The sequence below is a fragment of the Streptomyces sp. NPDC097595 genome (assembly GCF_044761525.1).
Classification (GTDB): Bacteria; Actinomycetota; Actinomycetes; order Streptomycetales; family Streptomycetaceae; genus Streptomyces; species Streptomyces drozdowiczii_A.
The window spans coordinates 277,009-301,994 of the sequence record NZ_JBIWCN010000008.1 but is presented as its reverse complement, the minus strand read 5'-3'; the positions used below and the strand labels follow the sequence as shown (position 1 = coordinate 301,994).

At 70.4% G+C, this 24,986-nt stretch carries 19 protein-coding genes; 14 read left to right on the top strand and 5 right to left on the bottom strand.

Annotation, left to right across the window (positions count from 1 at the left end; all coding sequences use genetic code 11):
* Positions 1–195: 195 nt before the first annotated feature.
* The 10 genes from ACIQZN_RS15535 (at position 196) to pssA (ending at position 11,882) form a co-directional block, all read left to right on the top strand.
* Positions 196–1,977 carry a 3-hydroxyacyl-CoA dehydrogenase family protein gene (locus tag ACIQZN_RS15535; protein WP_403992999.1) on the top strand — a complete coding sequence of 594 codons (1,782 nt, stop codon included), beginning with the start codon at positions 196–198 and terminating at the stop codon, positions 1,975–1,977.
* 91 nt (positions 1,978–2,068) lie between these two features.
* The gene (locus ACIQZN_RS15530; RefSeq protein ID WP_073966270.1) at positions 2,069–2,884 is read left to right on the top strand and encodes a TetR family transcriptional regulator; all 816 of its coding nucleotides are present in this window, start codon (positions 2,069–2,071) and stop codon (positions 2,882–2,884) included.
* A gap of 66 nt (positions 2,885–2,950) precedes the next feature.
* Positions 2,951–3,751, top strand: coding sequence for a GNAT family N-acetyltransferase (locus tag ACIQZN_RS15525; protein ID WP_403993043.1), 801 nt, complete (start codon positions 2,951–2,953; stop codon positions 3,749–3,751).
* A gap of 353 nt (positions 3,752–4,104) precedes the next feature.
* A complete protein-coding gene (gene ccrA, locus ACIQZN_RS15520; RefSeq protein ID WP_403992995.1) occupies positions 4,105–5,502 on the top strand; it encodes a crotonyl-CoA carboxylase/reductase in 1,398 nt (465 codons plus the stop codon).
* 1 nt (position 5,503) lies between these two features.
* On the top strand, positions 5,504–7,516 hold the full coding sequence (locus tag ACIQZN_RS15515; protein WP_403992992.1) for a protein meaA: 2,013 nt from the start codon (positions 5,504–5,506) through the stop codon (positions 7,514–7,516).
* Complete coding sequence (locus ACIQZN_RS15510; RefSeq protein ID WP_403992989.1) at positions 7,513–8,478, top strand: HpcH/HpaI aldolase/citrate lyase family protein; 966 nt, start codon at positions 7,513–7,515, stop codon at positions 8,476–8,478. Before ACIQZN_RS15515 ends, ACIQZN_RS15510 begins: the two co-directional genes overlap by 4 nt.
* A gap of 1 nt (position 8,479) precedes the next feature.
* Positions 8,480–9,013, top strand: a complete 534-nt coding sequence (locus ACIQZN_RS15505) for a MaoC family dehydratase (protein WP_403494123.1) — start codon at positions 8,480–8,482, stop codon at positions 9,011–9,013.
* Positions 9,010–10,215, top strand: a complete 1,206-nt coding sequence (locus ACIQZN_RS15500; protein ID WP_403992985.1) for an acyl-CoA dehydrogenase family protein — start codon at positions 9,010–9,012, stop codon at positions 10,213–10,215. The genes ACIQZN_RS15505 and ACIQZN_RS15500 overlap by 4 nt, the downstream gene beginning before the upstream one ends.
* A gap of 181 nt (positions 10,216–10,396) precedes the next feature.
* The gene (locus ACIQZN_RS15495; RefSeq protein ID WP_018100353.1) at positions 10,397–11,044 is read left to right on the top strand and encodes a phosphatidylserine decarboxylase; all 648 of its coding nucleotides are present in this window, start codon (positions 10,397–10,399) and stop codon (positions 11,042–11,044) included.
* Positions 11,031–11,882 carry a CDP-diacylglycerol--serine O-phosphatidyltransferase gene (gene pssA / locus ACIQZN_RS15490; RefSeq protein ID WP_191133900.1) on the top strand — a complete coding sequence of 284 codons (852 nt, stop codon included), beginning with the start codon at positions 11,031–11,033 and terminating at the stop codon, positions 11,880–11,882. Before ACIQZN_RS15495 ends, pssA begins: the two co-directional genes overlap by 14 nt.
* A gap of 66 nt (positions 11,883–11,948) precedes the next feature.
* Here pssA and ACIQZN_RS15485 read toward each other — a convergent pair whose 3' ends face one another.
* The 5 genes from ACIQZN_RS15485 to ACIQZN_RS15465 form a co-directional block, all read right to left on the bottom strand.
* Positions 11,949–12,989 carry a LacI family DNA-binding transcriptional regulator gene (locus tag ACIQZN_RS15485; protein ID WP_403992980.1) on the bottom strand — a complete coding sequence of 347 codons (1,041 nt, stop codon included), beginning with the start codon at positions 12,987–12,989 and terminating at the stop codon, positions 11,949–11,951.
* A 25-nt stretch (positions 12,990–13,014) separates the two neighbouring features.
* Entirely contained in the window at positions 13,015–14,715 is a 1,701-nt protein-coding gene (locus ACIQZN_RS15480; RefSeq protein ID WP_403992977.1) for a glycoside hydrolase family 43 protein, read from the bottom strand.
* 42 nt (positions 14,716–14,757) lie between these two features.
* A complete protein-coding gene (locus ACIQZN_RS15475) occupies positions 14,758–15,669 on the bottom strand; it encodes an ABC transporter permease subunit (RefSeq protein ID WP_391262549.1) in 912 nt (303 codons plus the stop codon).
* A gap of 20 nt (positions 15,670–15,689) precedes the next feature.
* Positions 15,690–16,640 carry a carbohydrate ABC transporter permease gene (locus ACIQZN_RS15470; protein WP_403992973.1) on the bottom strand — a complete coding sequence of 317 codons (951 nt, stop codon included), beginning with the start codon at positions 16,638–16,640 and terminating at the stop codon, positions 15,690–15,692.
* 92 nt (positions 16,641–16,732) lie between these two features.
* Positions 16,733–18,013, bottom strand: a complete 1,281-nt coding sequence (locus ACIQZN_RS15465) for an extracellular solute-binding protein (RefSeq protein ID WP_403992970.1) — start codon at positions 18,011–18,013, stop codon at positions 16,733–16,735.
* A 315-nt stretch (positions 18,014–18,328) separates the two neighbouring features.
* Between ACIQZN_RS15465 and ACIQZN_RS15460 the strand changes: the two genes are divergently transcribed.
* The 4 genes from ACIQZN_RS15460 to ACIQZN_RS15445 all read left to right on the top strand — a co-directional run bounded on the left by ACIQZN_RS15460 (position 18,329) and on the right by ACIQZN_RS15445 (position 24,839).
* Positions 18,329–19,981, top strand: a complete 1,653-nt coding sequence (locus ACIQZN_RS15460; protein ID WP_403992967.1) for an endo-1,3-beta-xylanase — start codon at positions 18,329–18,331, stop codon at positions 19,979–19,981.
* 74 nt (positions 19,982–20,055) lie between these two features.
* Positions 20,056–21,288 carry a hypothetical protein gene (locus ACIQZN_RS15455; RefSeq protein WP_403992964.1) on the top strand — a complete coding sequence of 411 codons (1,233 nt, stop codon included), beginning with the start codon at positions 20,056–20,058 and terminating at the stop codon, positions 21,286–21,288.
* Positions 21,289–21,405: 117 nt separating this feature from the next.
* Entirely contained in the window at positions 21,406–22,599 is a 1,194-nt protein-coding gene (locus ACIQZN_RS15450; RefSeq protein WP_403992961.1) for an RICIN domain-containing protein, read from the top strand.
* Positions 22,596–24,839, top strand: a complete 2,244-nt coding sequence (locus ACIQZN_RS15445; protein ID WP_403992958.1) for a CBM35 domain-containing protein — start codon at positions 22,596–22,598, stop codon at positions 24,837–24,839. The genes ACIQZN_RS15450 and ACIQZN_RS15445 overlap by 4 nt, the downstream gene beginning before the upstream one ends.
* Positions 24,840–24,986 lie beyond the last annotated feature (147 nt).

Here is a 24,986-nt window from a genome sequence, read left to right as displayed (position 1 = left end):
TGACGCAGCCCCGGAGTGTTGTCGGTTCGGCAGCTGTACGAGACGTGGCCCCGGGACAGGGTCCGTCGCTCCTTTCCGGTCCCGTGCGTGGATCACGCCCGGTGGTCGAACACCACGACAGGCACCTCCCGCACGCCGTGCGCCGCGCGCGCCCCGTGCGTCCCCTCAGTCGTCACTCATCCCTGGAGTCCCGTGATGGACACCCCTCTCTCCACCATTGCCGTCGTCGGCCTGGGCACGATGGGCACCGGAATCGCCGAGGTCCTCGCCCGCTCCGGCCGTGAGGTCATCGGCATCGACCCCGACGAGGCCGCCGCCCGCCGCGCCGTCGCCTCGCTGGAGGCGTCCACCGCACGCGCCGTGGAGCGCGGGCGGATCACCGAGGAGGAGCGGCGCGACGCGCTCGCCCGCTTCCGTACGTTCTCCGAGCTCCGGGCGGCCGCCGACGCGGAGCTGGTCATCGAGGTCGTGCCGGAGTCGTACGAGATCAAGCAGCAGGTCTTCCGGGAGCTCGACGCGGTCGTCTCCCCCGCCACGATCCTCGCGACCGGCACCAACGCCCTGTCGGTGACCCGTCTCGCGGCCGAGTCGCAGCACCCCGAGCGGGTGCTCGGCCTGCACTTCTTCAACCCGGCGCCGGCGATGAAGCTGGTCGAGGTGGTCTCCTCGGTGCTGACCGCCCCGCCCGCCGTCGAGGCGGTCACCGAGCTGGCCCGCCGGCTGGGCAAGGAGCCGGTGGCCATCGGCGACCGGCCGGGGTTCGTCGCGGACGGCCTGCTGTTCGGCTACCTCAACCAGGCCGCCGCGATGTACGAGGCGAACTACGCGACGCGCGAGGACATCGACGCCGCGATGAAGCTGGGCTGCGGCCTGCCGATGGGCCCGCTGGCCCTGCTGGACCTGATCGGCATCGACACGGCCCGCACGGTCCTGGAGGCGATGTACTCCTCCTCGCGCGACCGCCTGCACGCCCCCGCGCCCATCCTGGGCCAGCTCGCCTCCGCCGGTCTCACCGGCCGCAAGGCGGGCCGCGGCTTCTACACCTACGCCGAGCCGGGCAGCCAGACCGTGGTGCCGGACGCGCTGACGCCCGCGCCGCGCGGGGAAGAGGCGACCGGGCGGACCGTGCGGTCGGTGGGCGTCGCGGGCTCCGGGACGATGGCCTCGGGGATCGCGGAGGTCTTCGCCAAGGCCGGTTACGACGTGGTGCTCGCCGCGCGCGGCCAGGAGAAGGCGGACCTCGCCAAGGCCCGGATCGCCAAGTCGCTGGACCGGTCGGTCGCCAAGGGGCGGCTGAGCGAGCAGGCCCGGGACGAGGCGCTGGGCAGAGTCACCGCGGCGGCCTCGCTCGACGCGTTCGCCGAGGTGGACCTGGCCGTGGAGGCGGTCGCCGAGGACCTGCTGGTCAAGCAGGAGCTGTTCGCCACGCTGGACAAGGTGTGCCGGCCGGGCGCGGTGCTGGCCACGACGACCTCCTCGCTGCCGGTCGTCGCGATCGCCCGGGCCACCGCACGGCCCCAGGACGTCGTCGGGATGCACTTCTTCAACCCGGCGCCCGCGATGAAGCTGGTCGAGGTCGTGCGTACGGTGCTCACCGCCGACGAGGTGCACGCCACGGTCCACGAGGTGTGCCACGCGGTCCGCAAGCACCCGGTGGACTGCGGGGACCGGGCCGGATTCATCGTGAACGCGCTGCTGTTCCCGTACCTCAACAACGCGATCAAGATGGTCGAGGAGCACTACGCGTCCCTCGATGACATCGACGCCGCGATGAAGCTGGGCGGCGGCTACCCGATGGGCCCGTTCGAGCTGCTGGACGTGGTCGGGCTCGATGTCTCGCTGGCCATCGAGAAGGTGCTCCACAACGAGTTCCGCGACCCGGGCCTGGCGCCCGCCCCGCTCCTGGAGCACCTGGTGGCCGCGGGCTGCCTCGGCCGCAAGACGGGGCGCGGATTCCGCGAATATGCCCGGCGCTGACACGGGAGCCGGCTGGGGCGGGCTGCTCGGGCCTCCGGGCGGCCCGCCCCCGCAGGCGCGCTCTCCCGCCCCCATGCAGTACGTTCACACCATGTCCCAGCCCGCCAAGTCCTCCCGTGTGTCCGCCGCGCCCGACGTCCCGGAAAGTGCCGCGGGCACCCGAGCAGCCGCCCAGCGGCTCAAAATGCGCCGCGAGCTGGCCGCCGCGGCGATGGAACTCTTCGCGACGAAGGGGTACGAAGCGACAACGGTCGATGAGATCGCCGGGGCGGCGGGCGTGGCCCGGCGGACCTTCTTCCGCCACTTCCGGTCCAAGGAAGAGGCGATCTTCCCGGACCACGACGACACCCTCGTACGGGCCGAGGCGGTCCTCAACGCGGCCCCCGCGCACGAGCACCCGCTCGACACGGTGTGCCGGGGCATCAAGGAAGTCATGCGGATGTACGCGGCCAAGCCCGCGGTCTCCGTGGCCCGTTACAAGCTGACCCGCGAGGTGCCGACCCTGCGCCAGGCGGAGATCGCCTCGGTGGCCCGCTACGAGCGGCTGTTCACGCGGTATCTGCTGGGCCACTTCGACGAGCGCGACCACCAGCCCGGCAACGACGACCCGTTGCTGGCCGAGGTCGCCGCGTCCGCCGTCGTCACCGCGCACAACCATGTGCTGCGCCGCTGGCTGCGGGCGGACGGGCAGGGCGATGTGGAGGCGCAGCTCGACCAGGCGTTCGCCATCGTGCGGGACACCTTCGGCACGGGCATCGGCGCGGGCCGCACGGCGGGCGCCGAGCCCGCGAAGCCGCCGGCCGCCTCGGTGGAGACCCAGGGCGAGGTGCTGGTCGCGGTGGCGCGCACGGACGCGCCGTTGGACGAAGTGATGCGGACGATCCAGCAGGCCCTCAAGGAGCGCTGAGCCGCCCCGGAAACCCTGTTGCCGGGTCGGTCCCCCGGTGCTGGGGTGTGGCGCATGAACGATCATGTGACATCCGACCCGGCCCGCCTGCTCGCCCACTTCGACCGGGTGATGCGCGAGGAGGCCCGCCCCGAGGCCCCCGGCCTCCGCGTCGAACGCGCCGGTGACGTCGTACGGCAGGTGGGCGCCGCGCACGACTGGAACGGGGTGGTGTGGTCCGCGCCGGACCTGGACGCCGCCCGGGCGGACGCGGCGGTCGCGGAGCAGGTGGCGTACTGCGAGCGGGCGGGCTGCGAGGCGTTCGAGTGGAAGCTGTACGGGCACGACCGGCCCGCCGACCTGGGGGCGAGGCTGCTGGCGGCGGGCTTCGATGCGGAGGAGCCGGAGACGCTGCTCGTGGCGCGGGTGGCGGAGCTCGCGACGGCGGTGCGGCCGCCGGAGGGCGTCCGGCTGGAAGAGGTGCGGGACGAGGCGGGCGCGGAGCTGATGGCGCGCGCCAATGAGCGGGCCTTCGGCCGGGACGGGTCCTGGCTGCGCCGGCTGGTCCTGGACCGGCTGCGGGAGGACCCGGAGCATTTCGTGGCGCTCGTGGCCATGGCGGGCGACGAGCCGGTCAGCTCGGCCCGGATGGAGTTGTACCCGGGCACGGGGTTCGCGGGACTGTGGGGCGGCGGCACGGACCCCGCGTGGCGCGGGCGGGGCGTCTACCGGGCGCTGGTGGCCTTCCGGGCGGGCGTGGCGGCGGAGCGGGGCTACGACTACCTCCAGGTCGACGCCACCGAGGACAGCCGCCCGATCCTGGAGCGCCTCGGCTTCACGGCACTGACCACCACGACTCCGTACATCTACCGCCCCACGCGTCCCTGACCTGCCATACCGGGGCGACTCGCCCCATACCGCCGCCCGTGTTGCTCATGCGTGGCGACCGGCTGACAATTGAGGGAAATTACTGGCACCGAGTGCCTTGTCAGCTGTCACGCAGTGCCATACGTTGAAGGCATCCGGGCGGCCGGCGTGCTGGGATCTCACGTACGCCGGCTGTCCCCGCAAACCACCGCGTTTGCGCGCCCGGGCGCCTGCGTCACCAGGCAACCCTTCTGCTCCACCGAGCAAGCAGCCGAGCACCACCCCGCCGAACCGACGGCACACCTCCAGACCCGCATTCCCTGTTCTCAGGGCCCCTCAGCGTTCCCTCAAACGCCGCACCATCGGAGGCACCCGTGAAGGAAATCCTGGACGCGATCCAGTCGCAGACCGAGGCGCAGGGCGGCTCCGCCGCGCCCACCGCCGCCGACTTCGCGGCGCTGCCCGTGCCCGAGTCGTACCGCGCGGTCACCGTCCACAAGGACGAGGCCGAGATGTTCGCGGGCGTCGACAGCCGCGACAAGGACCCGCGCAAGTCCCTCCACGTGGAGGACGTGCCGGTGCCGGAGCTCGGTCCGGGCGAGGCCCTGGTCGCGGTCATGGCCAGCTCGGTGAACTACAACTCCGTCTGGACCTCGATCTTCGAGCCGGTCTCCACCTTCGGCTTCCTGGAGCGGTACGGCAGGGTCAGCGAGCTCACGAAGCGCCATGACCTGCCGTACCACATCATCGGCTCCGACCTGGCGGGCGTCGTCCTGCGCACCGGCCCGGGCGTCAACGCCTGGAAGCCCGGTGACGAGGTCGTCGCGCACTGCCTCTCGGTCGAACTGGAGTCCTCGGACGGCCACAACGACACGATGCTCGACCCGGAGCAGCGCATCTGGGGCTTCGAGACGAACTTCGGCGGGCTCGCCGAGATCGCGCTCGTCAAGTCCAACCAGCTGATGCCGAAGCCCGGTCACCTCAGCTGGGAGGAGGCCGCGGCTCCCGGGCTCGTCAACTCGACCGCGTACCGCCAGCTCGTCTCGCGCAACGGCGCCGGCATGAAGCAGGGCGACAACGTGCTGATCTGGGGCGCCAGCGGCGGCCTCGGCTCGTACGCCACGCAGTTCGCGCTGGCCGGCGGCGCCAACCCGATCTGTGTCGTCTCCAGCGACCAGAAGGCGGAGATCTGCCGGAAGATGGGCGCCGAGGCGATCATCGACCGCAACGCCGAGGGCTACAAGTTCTGGCAGGACGAGCAGAACCAGGACCCGCGCGAGTGGAAGCGGTTCGGCAAGCGCATCCGTGAACTGACCGGCGGCGAGGACGTGGACATCGTCTTCGAGCACCCCGGCCGCGAGACCTTCGGCGCGAGCGTCTACGTGACCCGCAAGGGCGGCACCATCGTCACCTGCGCCTCCACCTCGGGCTACAACCACGAGTACGACAACCGCTACCTGTGGATGTCGCTCAAGCGCATCATCGGCTCCCACTTCGCCAATTACCGCGAGGCGTGGGAGGCCAACCGCCTGATCGCCAAGGGCAAGATCCACCCGACGCTCTCCAAGGTCTACTCGCTGGAGGAGACCGGCCAGGCCGCCCACGACGTGCACCGCAACGCCCACCAGGGCAAGGTCGGCGTCCTGGCACTGGCCCCGCGCGAGGGCATGGGCGTGCGCGACCACGAGATGCGTGAGAAGCACCTGGACGCCATCAACCTGTTCCGCGACGCGCCAGCGGAGCGGACCATCCAGCCCAGCCGGAACGTCTGACATGAGCGGCCGTCAGAAGGACCGCCCCTGGCTCATGCGGACGTACGCGGGCCACTCCACGGCCGAGGCGTCCAACGAGCTCTACCGGCGCAACCTCGCCAAGGGCCAGACGGGTCTGTCGGTCGCCTTCGACCTGCCGACCCAGACGGGGTACGACCCCGATCACATCCTGGCCCGCGGCGAGGTCGGCCGGGTCGGTGTGCCCGTGTCGCACCTCGGTGACATGCGCCGGCTGTTCCAGGACATCCCCCTGGAGCAGATGAACACCTCGATGACGATCAACGCCACCGCCATGTGGCTGCTGGCGCTCTACCAGGTCGTCGCCGAGGAGCAGGGTGCCGACCCGGGCAAGCTCCAGGGCACCACGCAGAACGACATCGTGAAGGAGTACCTGTCGCGCGGGACGCACGTCTTCCCGCCCGGGCCCTCGCTGCGGCTGACCACCGACATGATCACGTACACGGTCAACCGCATCCCCAAGTGGAACCCGATCAACATCTGCAGCTACCACCTCCAGGAGGCGGGGGCGACCCCGGTCCAGGAGATCGCGTACGCGATGTCGACGGCCGTCGCCGTCCTCGACGCCGTACGCGACTCCGGGCAGGTGCCCGAGGAGAAGTTCGGGGCCGTCGTCGCGCGGATCTCGTTCTTCGTGAACGCGGGCGTCCGCTTCATCGAGGAGATGTGCAAGATGCGGGCGTTCGGCCGCATCTGGGACCGGGTCACCCGCGAGCGCTACGGCATCACCGACGCCAAGCAGCGCCGGTTCCGCTACGGCGTCCAGGTCAACTCGCTGGGCCTGACCGAGGCGCAGCCGGAGAACAACGTCCAGCGCATCGTGCTCGAAATGCTGGCCGTGACCCTCTCCAAGGACGCCCGGGCCCGCGCGGTCCAGCTGCCCGCCTGGAACGAGGCGCTGGGGCTCCCCCGGCCCTGGGACCAGCAGTGGTCGCTGCGCATCCAGCAGGTCCTGGCGCACGAGAGCGACCTGCTGGAGTACGAGGACATCTTCGCCGGTTCGCACGTCATCGAGGCCAAGGTGGACGAGCTGGTCACCGACTCGCTGGCCGAGATGGACCGGATCGCGCAGATGGGCGGCGCCATGGCGGCCGTCGAGTCCGGCTACCTCAAGTCGGAGCTGGTCTCCTCGCACGCGGAGCGGCGGGCCCGGATCGAGGCCGGTGACGAGAAGATCGTCGGCGTCAACGTCTACGAGACGACCGAGCCCAACCCGCTCACCGCCGACCTCGACGGGGCGATCATGACGGTCGACCCGGCCAATGAGGCGAGGGTCGTCGCCGCGCTCCACGAGTGGCGGGACAACCGCGACGAGCCCCGGGCCACCGAGGCGCTGGCCGCGCTGAAGAAGGCCGCCGCCGGCACGGAGAACCTGATGGAGGCGACCGTCGAGTGCGCCCGTGCCGGGGTGACCACCGGCGAGTGGTCCTGGGCGCTGCGCGATGTGTTCGGCGAGTTCCGGGCGCCGACCGGGGTGTCGTCGGCCCCGGTCGCGGTCACCGCCGAGGAGGGCTCGCCGCTCGCCCTCGTACGCGAGAAGACCGCGCGGACCGCCGAGGACCTGGGCGTCGGGCGGCTGCGGCTGCTGGTCGGCAAGCCGGGCCTGGACGGGCACTCCAACGGCGCCGAGCAGATCGCGGTACGGGCCAGGGACGCCGGCTTCGAGGTGGTCTACCAGGGCATCCGGCTGACGCCCGAACAGATCGTCTCGGCGGCCGTCGCCGAGGACGTGCACTGCGTCGGCCTGTCCATCCTGTCCGGCTCGCACGCCGAGCTGGTGCCGGACGTGCTGGTCCGGCTGCGCCGCACCGGGGCCGGCGACATCCCGGTCATCGCCGGCGGCATCATTCCCCCGGCCGACGCCGACGCCCTGATCAGGGCGGGTGTCGCCGCCGTGTTCACCCCGAAGGACTTCGGTATCACGGAGATCATCGGCCGTATCGTCGACGAGATCCGGAAAGCGAACAAGCTCGACCCTCTGGAGGTCCCCGCATGACCACCCCCGTCAACCGACTGCGCCCGCGCCGCTCGTGTCTGGCCGTGCCCGGCTCGAACCCCCGGTTCCTGGAGAAGGCCCAGAGCCTCCCGGCCGACCAGGTGTTCCTGGACCTGGAGGACGCCTGCGCGCCGCTCGCCAAGGAGGGCGCCCGCCACCACATCGTCGACGCGCTGAACAACGGTGACTGGACGGGCAAGACCCGGGTGGTCCGGGTCAACGACTGGACGACGCACTGGACGTACCGCGACGTCATCACGGTGGTCGAGGGCGCGGGGCCGAACCTCGACTGCATCATGCTGCCGAAGGTCCAGGACGCCCAGCAGGTCGTCGCGCTGGACCTGCTGCTGACGCAGATCGAGAAGACGATGGGCTTCGAGGTGGGCCGCATCGGCATCGAGGCGCAGATCGAGAACGCCAAGGGCCTCGTCAACATCGACGAGATCGGTGCCGCCTCGCCCCGCCTGGAGACGCTGATCTTCGGCCCGGCCGACTTCATGGCGTCGATCAACATGAAGACCCTGGTCGTCGGCCAGCAGCCGCCCGGCTACCCGGCGGACGCCTACCACTACATCCTGATGCGCATCCTGATGGCGGCCCGTACGCACGATCTCCAGGCGATCGACGGCCCGTTCCTCCAGATCCGCGACGTGGACGCCTACCGCGAGGTCGCGGGCCGCGCGGCGGCGCTCGGCTTCGACGGGAAGTGGGTGCTGCACCCCGGTCAGGTCGACGCGGCCAACGAGGTGTTCTCGCCCTCGCAGGAGGACTACGACCACGCCGAGCTGATCCTGGACGCCTACGACTGGTGCACCTCGGAGGAGGGCGGCAAGAAGGGCTCGGCGATGCTCGGCGACGAGATGATCGACGAGGCCAGCCGCAAGATGGCCCTGGTCATCGCGGGCAAGGGCCGCGCGGCCGGCATGCAGCGCACCTCCAAGTTCGAAGCCCCGGAGGCCTGATATGCAGTTCGGACGCACTTACGAGGAATTCGAGGTCGGTGCGGTCTACAAGCACTGGCCCGGAAAGACCGTCACCGAATACGACGACCACCTCTTCTGCCTGCTGACCATGAATCATCACCCGCTGCACATGGACAGCAACTATGCGGAGAGCACGACCGATTTCGGCAAGAACGTCGTCGTGGGCAACTACATCTACTCGCTGCTGCTCGGGATGTCGGTGCCGGATGTCTCCGGAAAAGCCATCGCCAACCTGGAGATCGAGTCGCTGAAGCATGTGGCGCCGACCTTCCACGGCGACACGATCTACGGCGAGACGACGGTCCTGGACAAGACGCCGTCGCGGTCGAAGAACGACCGGGGAATCGTCTACGTCGAGACCAAGGGCTACAAGCAGGACGGCACGCTCGTCTGCGTGTTCCGTCGCAAGGTCATGGTCCCCACGGAGACGTACATCAAGGAGCGGGGCGGGGAGCAGCCCGGCCGCCCGGAGCTCAGCCAGCCTTCGCAGAAGAACGTGGAGAAGCAGTCATGACGCGACTCGCCCAGACGGCCGGGCTCACCGAGGTCCAGCGGGAGATCCTTTCGACGGTCAGGGACTTTGTCGACAAGGAGATCATTCCGGTCGCGACCCAGCTGGAGCACCGCGACGAGTACCCCGCCGAGATCGTCGAGGGGCTGAAGGAACTCGGGCTGTTCGGCCTGATGATCCCCGAGGAGTACGGCGGTCTGGGCGAGTCACTGCTCACGTACGCGCTGTGCGTGGAGGAGATCGCCCGGGGCTGGATGAGCGTGTCGGGCATCATCAACACGCACTTCATCGTGGCGTACATGCTCAAGCAGCACGGTACGCAGGAGCAGAAGGACACCTTCCTGCCGCGCATGGCGCTGGGCGAGGTGCGGGGCGCGTTCTCGATGTCGGAGCCGGCGCTCGGCTCGGACGTCTCGGCGATCAGCTCCAAGGGCGTCAGGGACGGCGAGGAGTACGTCCTGAACGGCCAGAAGATGTGGCTGACGAACGGCGGCACGTCGTCACTCGTCGCCGTTCTGTGCCGGAGTGACGAAGGACACCCCGAGGGCACCGCGCCGCACAAGTCGATGACGACGTTCCTGGTCGAGAAGGAACCCGGCTTCGGCGAGGTCCGCCCGGGGCTCACGATTCCCGGCAAGATCGACAAGATGGGTTACAAGGGGGTCGATACCACCGAGCTCATCATGGACGGACTGCGAATTCCGGCCAATCGTGTGCTGGGGGGTGTCACCGGCCGAGGGTTTTACCAAATGATGGACGGAGTCGAGGTCGGCCGGGTCAATGTGGCGGCCCGTGGCTGCGGCGTCGCACAGCGTGCTTTCGAACTGGGCGTTTCCTACGCACAGCAGCGCCAGACCTTCGGAAAGCCCATCGCGCAGCACCAGGCGATCCAGTTCAAGCTGGCCGAAATGGCCACCAAGGTCGAGGCCGCCCATGCGATGATGGTAAACGCAGCACGCAAAAAGGACTCCGGGGAGCGAAACGACCTGGAGGCAGGGATGGCGAAGTACCTCGCCTCCGAGTACTGCAAGGAAGTCGTCGAGGACGCCTTCCGTATCCATGGCGGCTACGGCTTCTCCAAGGAGTACGAGATCGAGCGCCTCTACCGCGAGGCACCGATGCTGCTGATCGGTGAAGGTACCGCCGAGATCCAGAAAATGATCATCGGGCGCCGGCTCCTCGAGGAGTACCGTTTCCAGGGTTGATCGTCCCTTTCGTGGTGATTTAACCGCGAAGAAGATCACACCCTGTCATCCTCAACCGGTGCCTTCCAGACGTCCGACTCGGCTGCTGGCTTGCCCAGTTGCGGCCAGCAACCGATAACATCGCCGGAAAAGCCGCCGTCCCCCGTTGCCAGCGCGGCTCAATCCGCTACGAAGGTCATCCATGCCCGACAGCCATACCTCTGCCTCACGCGGCCGGGTCCGCATCGCACGCGGAGCTTCGCCGTGGCTCCTGCCGACCGTCGCCACCGCCGCCCTCAGCCTGACCCGCGCCCGCCGGTCCGGGCGCTGGGCGGCCGTGGCCGTGCCCACCACCGCGCTCGCGGCGGGCATGCTCTGGTTCTTCCGGGACCCGGAGCGCGAGATCACCCGGGGGCGCGTCATCTCACCGGCCGACGGCGTGGTGCAGAGCATCATGCCGTGGAAGGACGGGCGTACCCGCGTCGCGATCTTCATGAGCCCGCTGAACGTCCACGTGAACCGCGCCCCGCTGGCCGGCACGGTGACGTCGGTGGAGCACGTGCCCGGTGGCTTCGTCCCCGCGTTCAACAAGGAGAGCGAGAACAACGAGCGCGTTGTCTGGCACTTCGACACCGAACTGGGTGACATCGAGATGGTGCAGATCGCCGGAGCCGTGGCCCGGCGCATCGTGCCCTACATCCCGCAGGGCACGAAGGTGGAGCAGGGTGAGCGCATCGGGCTGATCCGCTTCGGCTCCCGCGTCGACATCTACCTCCCGGAAGGTGTGGACGTCGCGGTCGAGGTCGGCCAGGCCACCACCGCGGGGGTGACTCGCATTGACCGTGATTGATCCCGACACACAGGCCGGCTGGGTCCCGGAGGCCGAGGAGGACGACGCCGACGACATGCCGCTCTCGCTGCGGCTGTCGATAGCGGACACCCTCACCCTCGGTAACGCCACGTGCGGGTTCATGGCGGTGTACTTCACCACCACGGGCATCCTGATCCCGCACCTCACGGGCAGCGACGAGAGCGGCATGGCGCGGCACTCCGCCGCCACCGCCGTGATCCTCATGCTCATGGCGGCGATCTTCGACCTGTTCGACGGGCTCGTGGCCCGCAAGCTGCGTTCCTCGCCGATGGGCGCCGAGCTGGACAACCTCTCGGACCTCATCAGCTTCGGGCTCGCCCCGGCGTACTTCGTCCTCGTGTACGGCATGGTCGCGGACGACGCACACCAGCGGGTCTCGGCGCTCGCGGCGATCGTGGTGCTGCTGGCGGTGGTGCTCAGACTCGCGCGGTTCTCGTGCGTGACCTTGAAGGACGGCATGTTCCAGGGCATGCCGAGCCCCTTCGGAGCGCTCACGGTCATCTCGATCGTGCTGCTTGAGCTGCCCTTCGTCCCGACGCTGCTCGCGATCATCGGGGTGGCGTGGCTCATGGTCAGCCGGGTCGAGTACCCGAAGCCGCGGGGCGTCCTCGCGGTGGCGATGCTCGGCTGGATCGTGGCCGCGATGGGGCTCCTGGCGGCCTGGGCGCTGGACGCCCCCGGCGGTCAGCTGCTCCTCCAGACCGGCTGTGCGCTCCAGGTGGTCCTGGGTGCGGTCATCCCGCTCTTCGCGACCGCCCGCCGGGTGAACACCTTCCGCGACAACCGCCGCGAGGCACGCGCGGCGCAGCTGCCGTAGCGGACGGTACGAACGACGACGAGGGCCCGGATGCCGCAAGGCATCCGGGCCCTCGTGCGTGGTCCCTCAGGCGGTACGGGGCGCGGCGGTGGAGCCGCGTACCTCCAGGCGGGTGGAGAGTTCCAGGCGCAGGGTGTCGACCTGTTCGCCGTCGATGATCCGGAGCAGCGTGGTCGCCGCCATGGAGGCCATGTCCAGCAGGGGCTGGCGCACGGTCGTCAGGGCGGGGTGGGTCCAGCGGGCCACGGGCAGGTCGTCGAAGCCGACCACGCTCATGTCCGCCGGGATCTCCATGCCCCGGCCGCGCAGCACCTCGAAGGCACCGAGCGCCTGGAGGTCGCTGGCCGCGAAGACCGCGGTGGGCGGCTCCTCACCGCGCTCCGCGGCCCCGTCGAGCAGCCGGGCCATCTCCTGCCGGCCCGAGCGGTCGTTGAACTCGCCGTGCGAGACCCAGCCCTCCGGTACGGGCAGCTCGGCGCGTTCCATGGCCGCCCGGAAGCCGTCGGCGCGGGCCCGGCTGCACAGCAGCTGCCGGGGTCCGGCGAGGTGGGCGATCCGGGTGTGGCCGAGCTCGATCAGGTGCTCGGTGGCGCTGACGGCGCCGGCCCAGTTGGTGGCGCCGACGGTGGGGACCAGCGCGTCGACGTTGCCCACGGGGTCGACCAGGACGAAGGGGATGTCCATGGCGGTGAGCCGTCTGCGCTGCTGCGAGGTGAGGTCGGAGACGACGAGGATCGCCCCGCTGCTGCGGCGCGCGGCGAGCTGGTCCAACCATTCCCGGGTGTCGGCGCTGCGGCCGTGGACGGCGGAGAGCACCATGCTGGCGCCCGCCTCGGCCAGGACCTCGTCCACCCCCCGGATGATCTCGACGGACCAGAGGCTGTCGAGCTCGTTGAGGACCAGGTCGACCACGCTGCCCCGGCGGCGGGCGGGTCGCCTCTCGTAGCCGAGGTCGTCCATGACGGACTCGACGCGCTCCTTGGTCTCGGCGGAGACGTCGGAGCGGTCGTTGAGCACCTTGGAGACCGTGGAGACGGAGACACCGGCCACCGAGGCGATCGTGTTCAGGGTGACCTTGCCCGGGGTGCCGGTGGTCTCCGTCGTCATCCTTGCCATCCGTTTCTGCGTGTGGTCATCGTGCTGCCGCTCCGGGAAGGGTATCGGCCCGGTATTCGGTCCAGTCGAAGTCGGCGGGTGCCCCCGCGCCCGTGAGGTCCTGGGCGCACAGGCCGATGAACGCGCCGGTGAAACCCCAGGTGCGGAAGTGGCCGGTGTCCGGGTCGCCCTGGGTGGCGTTCTCGTCGGAGAGCGGGCTGGTGTCCAGCTCGGGCCCGACCGGCTGCCAGGCGTCCTGCCCTTCCTGCCGTCCGGAGAACTGGGCGCGCTCCCCCCGTACGGTCAGCCGCAGCTCCAGGGGCCCGTCGCCCACGGGCAGGGGCGCGCAGGGTTCGCGGTAGACCCCGTGGTCGCAGACGCCCAGGCGCAGGACGCGGCCCAGCTCCTCGTCCCAGGTGAGGTGGAGGTAGTGCCAGAGCGTCGAGTTGTAGTAGTGGACGAGCCCGGACATCTGGAGCGGTGAGCCCGGCTCGGCGCTCATCGCGGTGGTGAAGGTGAGCCCGGGTGACTGCTGGCGGCGGGCGACCAGGGACTGGTGGTGGGTGGAGCCGAGCGACTGGGCGCCGCGCAGCCGGAGGTGGCCTGGGCGCTCGGTGAGGCTCAGCCAGTCCGGGGCGGGGTGCCGGCGCAGGGTGGACCAGACGGGGGCGAGCACCGGTGCGTCGAAGTCGTCGCGGGCGGGCGTCGCGGGGACGGGGACCGGCGCGAGGGCGGGTCCGGGGACGGTCGTACGCGGGGTGGCCGGGCCCTCGTCCGGGGCGTCGGCCAGCCGGGGCCAGCCGTCGGGCGTCCATTCGATGCGCTGGATCGCGGTCTCCCGGCCCATGACGCAGGCGCCGCGCGGGGTGAGCGGGCGGGCGACGAGGTGGGCGAGGTACCACTCCCCGGCGGGCGTGGCGACGAGGCTGCCGTGGCCCGCCTTCTGGAGCGGGTGGTCCGCGTGTCCGGCGGAGGTGAGCAGGGGCCCGGCCGGGTCGGTCTCGTACGGCCCCTCGGGGCGGTGGGAGCGTGCGACGGTGACGGCGTGGTTCCAGCCGGTGCCGCCCTCGGCGGTGACCAGGTAGTACCGGCCGTCGCGGTGGTAGAGGTGGGGGCCCTCGGTGTGGGCGAGTCCGGTGCCGGTGAAGATGCGGTGGACCGGGCCGGTGACGCGGCGGGCGGCGCGGTCCCATTCCTGGAGCAGGATCCCGCCGAAGGGGTGGCGGCCCGGCCGGTGGTCCCACTCCATCCACAGGGCCCAGCTGCGTCCGTCGCCGCCGGGCCCGTCGTCGTGGAAGAGCGAGGGGTCGAAGCCGTGCGAGGGGAACGGCACCGGGTCGGACCAGGGCCCCTGCGGGGTGGGAGCGGTGATCACCTGGTTGCGTACGTCCTTGAAGGCGCCGGAGAGGTTGGTGACGTCGCTGTAGACGAGGTGGAACTCCCCGTCGGTGTACGAGAGGCAGGGCGCCCAGACACCGCCGGAGTCGGGTCTGCCGGTCAGTTCGACCAGCCGGTCCTGGTCCAGCACTCCGCCGAGGGACCGCCAGTGCACGAGGTCGCGGGAGTGGTGGAGGGTGACACCGGGGAGCCACTCGAAGGTGGAGGTGGCGAGGTAGTAGTCGGTGCCGACCCGCAGGATCGAGGGGTCGGGGTGGAATCCGGGCAGCACGGGGTTGTTGATGGCCCCGGCGCTGTCGCCGGTGGGGCCGGGTGCGCGGACGCTCGGCGCGGCGGTCATGTGTCTCCTGAGACGTGGGTGCGGAGGGGGGTGTGCCACGGGTCAGCCCTTGACGGCGCCGGCCATCACTCCCGAGACGATGCGGCGGGCCAGGACGGTGAAGACGACCAGCACCGGGAGGACGGACACCACGACGCCCGCGAGCATGAGCGTGTAGTCGGTGTAGTAGCCGGCCGCGAGCTGGTTGAGCGCGATCTGCACGGTGCCGTTCTCCGGCGGCAGGGCGATGAGCGGCCAGAAGTAGTCGTTCCAGGCGAACATGAAGGTGAACATCCCGAGCACGGTCGCGGTGGTGCGTACACCGGGCACCACCACGTGCCAGTACGTGCGCAGCAGGCCCGCGCCGTCCATCCGGGCGGCCTCGATCAGCTCGTCGGGGATGTTCTCCTCGACGGCCTGCCGCATCCAGAACACGCCGATCGCGGAGACCAGGGCGGGGACGATGAGCGCGGAGAGCTTCCCGTACAGGCCCATGTCGGTGACGAGCATGTAGAGCGGGATGATGCCGAGCTGGGTCGGGACCATGACGGTGACGACGACGCAGACCAGCAGGAAACCGCGGCCGGGGAAGCGCAGTTTGGCGAAGGCGAAGCCGGCCAGCGAGGACAGCAGCACATTGCTGACGGCCGTGGTCGAGGCGACGATCAGTGAGTTGCCGAGGGCCTGCCAGAAGGCGGAGAGCTCGAAGACGCGCTGGATGTTCTCGAAGAGGTGCCCGCCGGGGACCAGAGGCGGGGTGGAGCCCGCGAGGACCGAGTTGTCGTCGTGCGAGGCGACGACGAAGCTCCAGTACAGCGGGAAGACCGAGGCGGCGGTGATCGCGGCGAGCACGCCGTACGCGAGTGCGCCGGGGCGGTCAGGGCGGCGGGGGCCGGTGCGGGGCGGCCGGTGGCGGCGGCCGCGCCCTTCGGTGCTGCGGGGTGCGGGGACCCGGGTGGGTGTGGTGACGGCCATGGGTTTCTCCTGTTGCCGGGTCAGCCGCGGTCGGAACGGCGTACGAGCAGGAAGTTGATTGCGGCGACGACCGCGATGACGAGGAAGAGCACCCAGGAGATGGCGGAGGCGTATCCGGCGTCGTTGTTGATGAAGCCGTACTTGTAGAGCATCAGCGTCAGGGTCTGGAACTGGTGCTCGGCGCCGCCCTCGGCGTTGCCCTGCTGGTCGAAGAGGAAGGGTTCGGCGAAGAGCTGGAGCCCGCCGATGGTGGAGATGACCACGGTGAACACGACGGTCGGGCGGATGGCGGGGAGGGTCACCTTGAAGAAGGTGCGCAGCCGCCCCGCGCCGTCGATCTGCGCGGACTCGTACAGCTCGCGCGGCACGGCCTGCATCGCGGCCAGGTAGATCAGGGCGTTGTAGCCGGTCCAGCGCCACATGACCATGAAGCTGATCGCGAGGTGCGAACTCCAGGTGTCGGCGGTCCAGTCGACGGGCGCGCTGATGATGCCGAGCCCTTCGAGGGCCCAGTTGACGATGCCGAAGTCGCGGCCGAAGAGCTGCGAGAAGACGAGGGCGACGGCGACGACGGAGACGTACTGCGGTACGAGGACGAGGGCCCGCCACACGCTGCTCGCGCGGAGTTTGCGGTCCAGCAGCCAGGCCAGCGCGACGGCGGCGACCAGCTGCGGGGCGGTGGAGAGCACGAAGATGCTGAAGGTGTTGAAGGTGGCGGTGTAGAAGTCGGAGTCGCCGAGGAGGCGGGTGAAGTTGTCGAGTCCGGTCCACTGGCCGGGTCCGGCGAGGCGGTCCCAGTCGTGGAGCGAGACCCAGAAGGTCTGGAGGAGCGGGTAGAGCCCGAAGATGCCGAAGACGACGAAGAAGGGGGCGATGAAGAGGTAGGGCAGCAGATGCCGCTCCGGCCGCAGCCGGCCGGCTCGGCGTCCGCTCCTTCCGGTGCCCGGTCGGATGCGTGCCTGGAGCGCCATGCGCGTACTCCGTGTGGTGTGTCGGGGCTGGACGGGGTGGGGTGGGGCCGCGGCGGTGCCGGGTCGGCGCCGGCACCGCCGCTCGCGTCAGGTCAGCGGAGGTTCTTCTTCGCCTCTTCGAGCGCCTTGCTCCATGCCTTGTCCGGGTCGGCCTTGCCCTGCTCCACGAGCTGGAGGGCGTTGCCGAAGGGGATCCGGGCCTGCTGGTCCTTGGTGCCGCGGTAGTTCGGCTTGAGGCTCTTCGCGGAGGACACGAAGATCTCGCCGGTGGGCGCGTCGCTGAAGTAGGGCTGCTTGGTGCCCTTGATCTCCGGGTCGTCCAGGACGGTGACGAGCGAGGGCAGCGCGCCGACGGGGCCGGTGAAGATCTTCTTCTGGGACGCGGCCGAGGTCAGGAAGTCGGCCAGCGCTGCGGCCTCCTTCACGTGCTTGCTCTGCTTGGGGACGGTGAGGAAGGAGCCGCCCCAGTTGCCACCGCCGCCGGGCACGGCCGCGATGTCCCACTTGCCGGCGTTGGCGTCACCGGCGGCGGTCTTGATCTGGCCGGTCATCCAGGCGGGGCAGGTCATGGTCGCCATCCGGCCCTGCTTGATGCCGGCGTTCCACTGCTGGCTGAAGGGCTGGAGGTTGGCCGACTGGTGGTTGGCGGTCGCCTTCGCCGTGGCGTCGAAGAACTCGTGCACCTTGGGGTTGGTGTCACCGATGTACTTGTCCTCGGCGTCGAAGAACCCGTACTGGGTCTGGTTCATCATCGCCGTGAAGATGTTGCCCGAACTGTCGAACCACGCCTTGTCCTTGACCTTCTTGTGGAAGGTCTCGCCCGTGGCGAAGTACGCGTCCCAGGTGGGCCACAGCTTGGCCACCTCCGCGCGGTCCGTGGGCAGTCCGGCCTGGGCGAACAGGTCCTTGCGGTAGCAGATGGCGAGGGATCCGACGTCGGTGCCGTAGCCCATCACGAAGTCGGTGCCGCCGAGGGTGCCCTGGTCCCACTTCCAGTCCAGGTACTCGCTCTTGCGCTTGCCGGCGCCGTAGTCGGCGAGGTTGGTGAACTTGTCCTTCACCGCACGGAACTTGGGGAGGTAGCCCTCCTCGATGGCGACGACGTCGGCCGCGCCGCTGCCGGAGGCGATCTGGGTGGACAGCTGGTTGTGGTGCTGGTCGAACTGGGAGATGCGCTCCTTGATGACGACGTCGGGGTGCGCCTTCTCGTACTCCTTGATCAGCGGCTTGTAGCCGAAGTCGCTGAAGGTGGCGACGGTCAGGGTGATCTTTCCGTCGGCGTCCCCGCTGTCCGCGCCGCAGGCGGACAGGGCGACGAGGGAGACGGCGGCGGCGAGCGCGGCGGCGGTTCTGCGGGCACGCGTACGGCCCATGGTGGTCCTCCGGGACAGGTGCGGGATGAAGTCGCACCAAGGTCGCCGTGAAGCGAAACATCTGTCAAGAGTTTCGCGAAAATCTACGGGGATACCTTTTCGGTCAGGCGTGTTCGGGCCATCCAAGTCGGTGCAGAACGTGCACTAACCGGGCAGACCGCACGCGCCGGTCCCGGCCACTTGGCAAAGTTTCGTAGCGGGGTGGCGCTGACCTGCACCGGTCAACGAAAATTTCGTACGCCCTTGCTCCGCCCGCTCGGGGGCCCCATCATTCGAGCGCTCACCGCACACCCCACCCCCTTCTCTGGAGCCGCCATGAGACACCCGACGCACCGCCGACCACTGCTGCGGGCCGTGGGAACGGGGGCCGTGGCCCTCGCCGCCCTGCTCTCATTCGCCGGGCTCGGCGCCCCGACCCCCGCCTCGGCCGCCACCGCGGCCGCGCCGTCGGGACGCGGTGTGCCGGCCGACGGCAAGGTCATGATGGTGATGGGCCAGGACAGCGACACGCTGTCCGACTACCGCACCGACGTTCTGGGCCGCCAGGAGCTGGGCGCACCGGCCCCGGGCGGCGTCACCCTGTACACCAACCTGGTGCTCGGCGGCTCGCCCGCCCCACTGGCCGGCATGAACGGGCCGGTGAACTGGGGCGCGGGCACGGTCGACTTCGCCCGGACGATGAACGAGTACCCGGGTGCGGCCGTGGCCGTCGGGCTCTACCTCTCCGACGCCACCTCCGGCTGCAACAACCAGCCGCTGCGCGCCATCATCGGCCGCAACGACGACGACGTGACCGCGGGCAGCCCGAACCTGATCACCCAGTACCGGGCCAAGGTCGACGAGATGATCAACCGGTTCAAGAGCTACGACCGGGACATCCTGCTGCGCATCGGCTACGAGTTCGACGGGCCGTGGAACTGCTACAGCGCCGACTTCTACAAGGACGCCTTCCGGTACATCAAGGGCCGCATCGACGCGCTCGGCGCCTCGCGGGTCGCGACGGTCTGGCAGAGCGCCGCGTGGCCGGTGAACACCAGCACCGACCACCCGGAGTGGGGGTACGTCGTCACGGACCCGAAGCACTTCGACAGCTGGTACCCGGGTGACGCCTACGTGGACTGGGTGGGCCTCTCGGCCTTCTACAACTCCCGCTCCGTGCAGACCCAGTGGGGCTGCGGCTCGCACGACACCGATCCGGTGGGCCTGCAGAACCGGGTGCTGGACTTCGCCCGCTCGCACGGCAAGCCCGCGATGGTCGCCGAGGCCGCGCCGCAGGGTGCCAGGACCGGGGCGGGCAGCACGAGCTGCATCTTCACCAACAGCCCGGCCCCCGCGAGCGGCCAGGCCATCTGGGACGGCTGGCACGCCGGCTACTTCGACTGGGTGAACACCAACAAGGACGTCATCCGCGCGGCGGCGTACATCAACACGAACTGGGACTCCCAGACGCAGTGGCAGTGCTCCCCCGGCGCCCAGGCCGGCGGGCCCGGCTGCGCCAACGGCAACTGGGGCGACTCACGCGTCCAGGCCAACGCGACGGTGCTGAACAACTTCGTCGCCGAGATCAAGAAGCCCCTGTGGTCGACCGGCTCCTCCGGCTCCACGGGCCCGACGGACCCCACGGACCCGACGGACCCGACCGACCCCACGGACCCGACCGACCCCACCGACCCCGGTGACGGCGGGAGCGGTACGGAGCCCACGTACACGCAGTCCGTGGTGACCCGTCCCGCCACCGCCATCCGGTTCACCACGAAGAACTTCGAGGCCAGCTTCGTCACCGTGCAGTACCGCATCAACGGCGGCGCCCCGCAGAACTACTTCCTCACCTACGACCAGTCGTCCGGCCGCTGGGAGCTCCCCGTCACCGTCCCGCACGGCGCCACGCTCACATACTCCTTCAACTACCAGCCCACCACGCAGACCAGCCAGATCACGACCCCGGTCATGACCTGGACCGCTCCCTGACCCTCCTCCGGGGTGCCGTGCCGGTCCCGCCGCGCACGGCACCCCGACTCCCCCACCCCGCACCGAGGAGACCCATGCCGCACACCACCCCACGCCCGCACCGCATCCGGCGCGCCCTCGCCGCCGGGACGGCCGCCGTGCTGCTCCTGCTCACCGCCCAGACCGCCACCGCCACCGCCTCCACGACGGACCCGGCCGCACCCGAACTGCTGCTCGGCCAGTCCACCCGGGGCGCGCTCAACGACTTCAACTCCTTCGCCCAGGGCGCCGACGGCGGCTCGGTCTACTACGAGCTGCGCAGCGGCGACTGGGTCAACGCCGAACACCGGGCGTTCGCTGAGGAGTTGGCCTCTCAGGGCAAGACCGTGCAGATCGGGATCAGCTGGAAGGACAACCCGCCCGGCTTCGAGGGCGGCGACGAGAACGCCAAGGCCGCCAGGTCCCGCGCGGTCACCGCCGAGATCGCGGCCGGCGGGCACACCGCACAGCTGGACCGACTGCTCGCGTTCACCAACTCCCACCCCTCGGCGTCGTTCAAGCTGCGGCTCGACTACGAGGTGAGCAGCTTCTACCACTGCACCGACGCCAGTTGCTCCTCGTACAAGAACGCCTTCAACGCGCTGGCCGGATATCTGGACGGGCACTCCACCGCGCACAACCTGTCGTTCGTCTACCACCCGGTGCGCGGTGAGTTCGAGCAGCTGTACCCGGGGGACGCGGCGGTGGACTGGGTCGGGGTCTCCATCTTCGCGCACGAGCTGTGCCTGCCGATCTACGACCGGGGCTACCTGTACAACGGCACCCCGCCGCAGAACTACGACGTCGGCGCCAACCAGTGCCGCAACGCGTACATCGGTACCGACCAGAACGGCAACCCGGCGGCGGTCTGGCGGAACTTCGACCACGACGCCAACGTCCTGAAGCTGGTCAAGTTCGCCAAGGACCACGGCAAGCCGGTCGTGCTCTCCGAGGCGGGCATGATGAACTTCACCGCCGACAACGGCGCCACGGACGGCATGGAGCAAGCGCAGGGCGACCGCTGGGTGCAGCGGCTGTTCTCGCTGATGAACTACCGGGGGCCGATTCCCAACCTGCCGGGCGAGTACGACCTGCGCGGGGTGATCCGCTCGGTCGTCTACATCAACCTGGACTTCCGCTACGGCTGGGACGGCATCGACGACGGCAGCTTCGACTTCGCCCCCGACACCACCTGGTTCGTGGACGGCCGGCTGTCCCACTACGCGGCCGCCAAGGCGTCCTTCTGCCGCGGCCTCGCCGACAACGGGTTCACGGCACGGTGCCGCTGACGGCGGCGCCCCTTTGACCGCGCGGTCCGGTCCGCCGGACCGCGCCCAGGGATATGGGAGCGCTCCCATATCCCGTACGTCCCCACCCCCACACCCTCCCCACCGAGAGGAACACCCGTGTCCTGTCACGCACTTCACCGTCCGCGAGCGAGAGCCTTACGTCTGTGGGCAGCCGTCCTCGCCCTGCTGGTCTCGTCGCTCGGCGCCGCCCTGACCACCGCTCCGCAGGCCGCGGCGGCGACCACCCTGTGCGACGCGTACGCCTCGACGAGCATCCAGCAGGGCCGCTACATCGTGCAGAACAACCGCTGGGGCGCGAGCACGCGCCAGTGCATCGAGGCGCGCGACCGCGGATTCGCGATCACCGCGTCCGACCACAACAACCCGACCAACAGCGTCCCGGCCGGATACCCGTCCGTCTACGCGGGCTGCCACTACGCCAACTGCACCTCGGGCAGCGGTCTGCCGCTGCGGGTGTCCGACTTCGGGAACGTCCGCAGCAGTGTGGCCATGACCCGGCCCGCGTCGGGTGAGTGGAACGCCTCGTACGACCTGTGGTTCGACCCGACGCCCCGCAGCGACGGCCAGAACACCGGCGCGGAGCTGATGATCTGGCTGGACCACCGGGGCCGTCCGCAGCCCATCGGTTCCCGGGTCGCCACCACGACCATCGAAGGCGCGAGCTGGGACGTGTGGGTCGGGAACATCGGCTGGAACGTCATCTCCTACGTCCGCACCTCGGGCACCGGGTCCCTCGACTTCGCCGTACGGTCCTTCACCGACGACGCCGTCGCACGGGGCCAGATCCAGCGCTCCTGGTACATGACGAGCGTGCAGGCGGGATTCGAACCCTGGGTCGGCGGGGCCGGGCTCGCCGTGGACGACTTCTCCTTCACCACCAACGGCGGCACCGGCGGGGGCGGAGCGCGTGCGCTCGTCGGCCGGCAGAGCGGGCGCTGCCTCGACGTGTCCGGCGGCAACAGCGCCAATGGCACCCCGGTCATCCTCTGGGACTGCTGGGGCGGCGCCCCGCAGCAGTGGACCGTCGGCTCCGACGGGACCGTACGGGCCTTCGGCAAGTGCCTGGAGGTGACGGGCGGTGCGGCCGCCCGGGACAACGGCGCCGGGATCGGGCTGTGGGACTGCTGGGGCGGCGCCAACCAGCGGTGGACCCTGAACTCCGACGGCACCCTGCGCAACCCCAACTCGGGCCGCTGCCTGGAGGCGGCCGGCCAGGGCACCGCCAACGGCACCCGCATCCAGCTGTGGGACTGCTGGGGCGGCGAGAACATGAAGTGGGACCTCCGGTGACCCGCCCGGCACAGCTGCGGGGCATCCGCCCCGCCGCGTCCGCGCTCGTGGTCACGGCCGTCCTGGCCGGTTCGCTGATCTCGGCGGGCGGACAGGACAGCGCGGCGGCCGGGCAGGCCGCGGCGGCGGCGGCCCCCGAGGTGATCACCGTGGACACCGGGCGGCAGTCCGGGCCGCTCACCAAGGCCGGGCTCGGCACGCTGTTCGGGGTGACGACCACGCCGAACACCCCGGCCGCGCTCGCCGACGGTACGCAGGTGCTGCTCGCCCAGCACCAGAGCATGGACGGTGACACCTCCTACCCCAGCTCCACGGAGTCGGTGGCGGCGAAACTCCGGGGCACCGGGGTGAAGATGGTCGGCCGCTACAACGACCTGATGGGCGGCTGGCCCTACGTCTGGAAGGGGATCGACGACTGGAACGGCAAGGCGGACAGCGCCACCCGGTCGATCCAGAAGTACAAGGACGTGCTGAGCGCGGTGGCCCCGCTGAACGAGCCCGACAACAAGCTGGGCACCCAGCCGGACAGCCCCTTCATGACCGATCCGCGCGTCCCCGGCGCCACCTACGACGCCAAGGTCAACTGGCTCTGGACGCAGACCGTCCGGCGCATCCGGGCGATCGACGGCTCGGTGAAGATCATGGGGCCCAACTACGAGCACTACAACCCGTGGGAGTCGCCGGACCGGCAGCCGCGCATGCGGGACTTCCTGGTCAACGCGAAGAACACCGGCACCCTGCCGGACATCATCGGGTGGCACAGTCTGGGCCCCAGCCCGGGCGACGTGCCCGAGTCCCTGACCCGCTACTACCGCCCGCTGGAGCAGGAGTTGGGGATCTCCCCGCGCCCGGTGATGATCGAGGAGTACGGGCCGGGGAACGGCGAGTTCGAGGGCGTCCCCGGCACCATGGTCAAGCACTGGGCGGAGTTCGCCCGGTACGGCGTGGACTCGGCGGCCATGGGCATCTACACCAACCCCGGGCTGCTCGGGAACACCCTGCGCCGCACCACGGACGGCCTGAAGCCCAACGGGGGCTGGTACTTCATGAACTGGTTCCGCGAGCTGCGCGGCAACCAGCTCTTCGTCAGCCGCTGGGACACCCGGCACTACCAGGGCTCCGACGCGGTCGCGTCCTGGGACTCCGCGTCCCGGTCCGTCACGGTCCTCGCGGGCGGTGACGACGGCGACATCGACGTCCGGGTCCTGGGCCTCGCGGCGCGCGGCCTGGGCCCGCAGGTGAGGGTCCGGATCGACACGACGGACTGGACCACGGACCCGCTGGCCGCCGACCGCAGGGCCGAGCGCGCGGGCGACCCGCAGTCGGGCCCGTACAACGTGTACGACAAGGTGCTCGCGCTCGACTCCGGCGGGAACCTCACCGTGCCCATCCGGGGGATGGAGCACCTCGACGGCTACCGGATCGTCGTGGAGCCGGCGGGTCAGGCGGCCGCGTACCCGGGGAAGTACGAGGCGGAGGACGCGGTGCAGTCCGGGACCGTCGCGCACACCGGCAGCGACACAAGTCTGGCCTCGGGGCGGGGTTACATCGGCGGGATCGACGGCGCCAACAGCTCGGTCACTTTCACCGTCGACGCCGCGAAGGCCGGTGTCCACCTGCTGCGGGTGCGCTACGCGAACGGCACCGCCGCGACCTCCACCCACCAGGTGCGGGTCAACTCCGAGGCGCAGGGTGCGGTGAGCTACCCGGCCACCGGGGGCTGGGCCAACACCACGATGGGCACGGCGGTGAAACGGATCGCCCTCAAGGCGGGCCGGAACACGGTCACCCTGGCCAAGGGCACCGGCTACGCCGAGCTCGACTTCGTCGACGTACGCCCGGACACCCACCGCTACGAGGCGGAACTCGCCACCGTGAGCGGCGCGGGCATCCGGCACTTCCAGTGGAACGAGTTCCCGGACTACGTGGGCGGGATCGACGGCGCCACCAGCTCCGTCGACTTCGCGGTGGACGCGCCCCGGGCGGGGTCGTACCTGGTGGACGTCGGTTACGCGAACGGGACGGCCGGGACCGCCGGGCACACCGTGACCGTGGACGGGGCGGCCGCGGGGACCCTCACGTATCCCTCCACGGGCGGCTGGCTCAGCGGCCCCCGGCAGGACGCCGACGAGAAGATCGCCACTGTCCGGCTCACGCTGCGCGAGGGGGTGAACCACATCCGGCTGACCAAGGGCGAGGGGTATGCCGAGCTCGACTGGCTGGCGCTGCGCACCGAGTAGCCGTCCGCCGTGGTGGGGCCGGGGGGGGCCCCCGCCCCCCCCCCCCCCCCCCCCGGGGGCCCCCGCGGCCGCCCCGGGCCGCCCGCGGGTGCCCCGCGGGGGGGCCGCCCCCCCCCGCCGGGCCCCCGGGGCGAGGCGGACCCACAT